Raw genomic sequence first — 3,622 nt, forward strand, 5'->3', positions numbered from 1 at the left:
ATCCGCCGTCGCGGGCGAGCGCATTCAGGACCCCTCAGCGGAGAAGTAGTCCGACCCTAGGGGAGCAGGCGGTTCGGTCCGCGGAAGAGGTAGGTCGTTTCGCGCAGGTTCGGCAGACCGAGCATGAGCATGAGAACGCGCGAGAGGCCCATCCCGAAGCCACCGTGCGTGGGCACTCCGTAGCGGAAGAAGTCGAGGTAGAAGTCCAGCTCCTCGGGGTCGAGGCCCTTCTCCTTCGCCTGCTCGATGAGCACGTCGACGCGGTGCTCGCGCTGTGCTCCCGTGGAGATCTCGACGCCGTTGAAGACGAGGTCATAGCTGTTGGTGATGCCAGCATCCTCGGCATTACGCATGTGATAGAACGGTCGGATGCTCGACGCATAGTCGGTGAGGAACACGAAGTCGTGACCGAACGTCTCCTTGACGTAGGCCGCGATCTGGCGCTCGCCCTCAGGGTCCATGTCGTCGTCGTGACGGGGAACCTCGTAGCCGCGCTCGGCGACGATGCGCTTGGCCTCGGCCAGCGGGATGCGCGGGAACGGTGTCGTCGGAACCTCAAGCGTGATGCCGTAGAGGGCCTCGATCTCGGCGCCATGCTTGGCCTTGACGGCCTCGAAGCCGGCGACGAGAAGCTCCTCGTGCATCTTCATGACGTCTTCGTGGCTGTCGATCCAGCTGATCTCAGCATCCACCGAGGTGAATTCGGTGGCGTGGCGCGAGGTGAAGGAGGGGTCGGCGCGGAAGGCGGGGCCGACCTCGAAGATCTTGCCGAAACCAGCGGGCTGAGCCATCTGCTTGAAGAACTGGGGGCTCTGCGCGAGGTAGGCCTTGGTGTCGAAGTACTCGACCTCAAATAACTCGGCGCGCGACTCGGATGCGCTCGCCATGAGCTTGGGGGTGTGCAGCTCGATGAAGTCGTTCTCGACCCAGTAGGTGCGCCAGGCGTGCTCGAGCGTGGTCTGGATCTTGAAGACGAGGGCGTGCTTGGGCACGCGCAGGTCGAGAAAGCGCCAGTCCATGCGCTTGTCGATGCCGCTGTCGTCGGCGATGGGGGTCTCGGCGATCGCGGGCGCGGTCGTCACGATCGAGTCGAGCTTGATCTCGACGCCGCCAAGCTTGACGCGCTCGTCGTGCTTGAGCTCACCCGTCGCGGTGAGGAAGGTGCCCTGGGCGAGGCCAGAAATGGTGTCGGCGAGGGCGTCCTCGAGGGGCGCGCCATCCTCTCCGAAGGCGCGCGGGTGCACCAGCTGCACGGCGCCGCTCTCGTCGCGCAGTACGACAAACTGCACCTTCTTCTGATCACGCACCGTCTCGACCCAGCCGGAAACAGAGGTGGGACCGTCGGATGCCGCGGCCAGGTTCTTAATAAGGGTGCGTTCGCTCACTCAGTCAGTCTAAAGGCGCTGGGCCGGAGGTTCAGGATCGTTTGCCTAGACTGGTCTCGTGCCCGCGAATCTCATTCATCTCGTGCGCCACGGCGAGGTTCATAACCCGCAGGGCGTTCTCTATGGCCGTATCCCGGGATACCACCTCTCAGAGCTTGGTCACAAGATGGCCGAGGTCGCCGCCGACTCCCTCGAGGGGCATCCAATTACCGCCCTGTATGCCTCGCCGTTGCAGCGTGCGCAGGAATCTGCCCAGCCGTGGAGCGACAGATTCGGCCTCGACATCGTCACAGAAGATCGCATCATCGAGCCGACCAACAAGTTCGAGGGCAAGACCTTTGAGTTCGGACCTCAGGTGCTGCTGCGCCCGCAGTCGTGGCCCTGGGTGGTCAACCCGTGGTTGCCGAGCTGGGGTGAGCCATTTGCGAGCGTTGCCGACCGCATGCTCGCCGCAATCGAAGACGCCTGGTCGAATGCCGACGGAGGAGAGGTGGTGATGGTGAGTCACCAGATGCCCATCGTTATGGTGCAGCGCTATGTGTCTGGTCGCCGGCTGCCGCATGACCCGCGCAAGCGCCGGTGCAGCCTCTCGAGCATCACCACGCTTGAGCGCCGCGACGATGTTTTTGTTGAGGTCGGCTACTCAGAGCCGGCGGCGGCTCTGCTCGGGCAGGCCGCAGATTTTGGAGCAGTGTGACCGTGAACCGCCGTTCGTCGCTGCGCCGCGTGATCACGATTGCCGCTGTGGCCGCCATTGCCCTCACGGGCTGCACGAGTGACCCGCTGGCCGCTAAGTACGGCAACGGCGGGACCACCAACTACACGTCGAGCGACGGGACGGTTACGGAGGTTCCGGCCGAGAACCGCGCCGACCCCATGGAATTTGATGGCGTAACCGACGGCGGCATTGACATCAGCAGCGCTGACTATGCCGGCGACGTTGTTGTGGTCAACTTTTGGTACGCGAACTGTGCGCCGTGCCGCGCCGAGGCTCCCGACCTGCAGGAGATCAGCGCCCGTTATGCCGATAAAGGCGTCTCGTTCGTCGGCGTGAACATTCGGGATCAACCGGAGACGGCACTCGCCTTTGCGCGCAAGTACAGCATCACCTACCCCTCGATCATCGACGCCGAATCGGGGGCTGCCCGCCTAGCGTTTGCCGGTCATGTGCCGCCGAGCGCTGTTCCAACCACGATCGTGCTCGACAAGCAGGGGCGGGTTGCCGCGCGGTTCCTCGGCCAGATCACGTCGCCGTCGAACCTCGACACGGTGATTCGTGACCTGCTGGCTGAGGGCGCGTAGTGGATTCCATCTACGAGATCGTCACTGAGGGCACGCTGCTTCTCGCGGTGCCGCTTGCGCTTCTCGCGGGCTTCGTGTCGTTTGCGTCTCCCTGCGTGCTGCCGCTCGTGCCGGGGTACCTGGGTTACATCGGCGGCGTCACCGAAGCCGCCGAGTCGGTGGGCGACCGCCGCAGGGCACGCAACCGCCTGCTTCTGGGCGTTCTGCTCTTTGTGCTCGGGTTCAGCGTGGTGTTCGTTGCGTTCGGCATGCTCTTCGGCGTTGCCGGCCTGTTGCTTGCTCCGTGGATGGATCTGATCACGCGCATCGCCGGAGTGGTCATCATCATCATGGGCCTGGTCTTTATTGGTCAGTTCACGGCGCTTCAGCGCACCATCAAACCGCGCTGGAAGGCGGCGACGGGGCTCGCGGGCGCGCCGTTCCTCGGTCTCGTCTTCGGCCTCGGGTGGGCACCGTGCATGGGCCCGACCCTCGCGGCCGTTCTTGCGCTGAGCCTCGAGGGTGGCTCGCCCGCCAGGGGAGCGTTCCTGGGCCTGGCCTACTGTCTCGGCCTCGGCATCCCGTTTCTTCTTGTGGCTCTCGGCTTTGGCTGGGTGGCCGGTTCTGTCGCGTGGCTCAAGCGCCACATCCGCATCATCAACATCATCGGGGGAGCCGTTCTCGTGCTCATTGGTATCGCCATGGTCACCGGGCTGTGGACTCAATTCACGTCGTACCTAGGTTCGGTGATTGGCAGCTTTGTCACGGCCATCTGATCACATTGATTCGCCCGTGGGCGCGCCGCGCAAGAAGGGCGATGTCTCGCAGCCTGCCCTGGGCTTTGTGGGGTACCTGAGGTTTTTCTGGCGCCAGCTCACGAGCATGCGAACGGCGCTCGTCCTGCTGCTGTTGCTCGCCCTCGCGGCGATCCCCGGCTCGCTCGTGCCGCAGCGGTC

Annotated in this window: 5 protein-coding genes; 4 read left to right on the forward strand and 1 reads right to left on the reverse strand. The window is 64.3% G+C overall.

The window, feature by feature from the left end:
* Positions 1–56 precede the first annotated feature (56 nt).
* Positions 57–1,385 (reverse strand): aspartate--tRNA(Asn) ligase, encoded by a 1,329-nt coding sequence (gene aspS, locus AC062T_RS09765; protein ID WP_108514710.1) that lies wholly within the window; start codon positions 1,383–1,385, stop codon positions 57–59.
* A 58-nt stretch (positions 1,386–1,443) separates the two neighbouring features.
* Here aspS and AC062T_RS09770 point away from each other — a divergent pair, with 58 nt between their 5' ends.
* The 4 genes from AC062T_RS09770 to AC062T_RS09785 all read left to right on the forward strand — a co-directional run.
* Positions 1,444–2,082, forward strand: a complete 639-nt coding sequence (locus AC062T_RS09770) for a histidine phosphatase family protein (protein ID WP_476029549.1) — start codon at positions 1,444–1,446, stop codon at positions 2,080–2,082.
* Positions 2,079–2,687, forward strand: coding sequence for a TlpA family protein disulfide reductase (locus AC062T_RS09775; protein ID WP_476029551.1), 609 nt, complete (start codon positions 2,079–2,081; stop codon positions 2,685–2,687). Before AC062T_RS09770 ends, AC062T_RS09775 begins: the two co-directional genes overlap by 4 nt.
* Positions 2,687–3,442: a cytochrome c biogenesis CcdA family protein gene (locus AC062T_RS09780; protein ID WP_476029553.1), complete on the forward strand. Its 756-nt coding sequence runs from the start codon at positions 2,687–2,689 to the stop codon at positions 3,440–3,442. The genes AC062T_RS09775 and AC062T_RS09780 overlap by 1 nt, the downstream gene beginning before the upstream one ends.
* The coding region (locus tag AC062T_RS09785) for a cytochrome c biogenesis ResB family protein (RefSeq protein WP_476029555.1) at positions 3,426–3,622 on the forward strand (197 nt) is incomplete at its 3' end. The genes AC062T_RS09780 and AC062T_RS09785, both read left to right, overlap by 17 nt.

The sequence above is a fragment of the Homoserinimonas sp. genome (assembly GCF_056262345.1).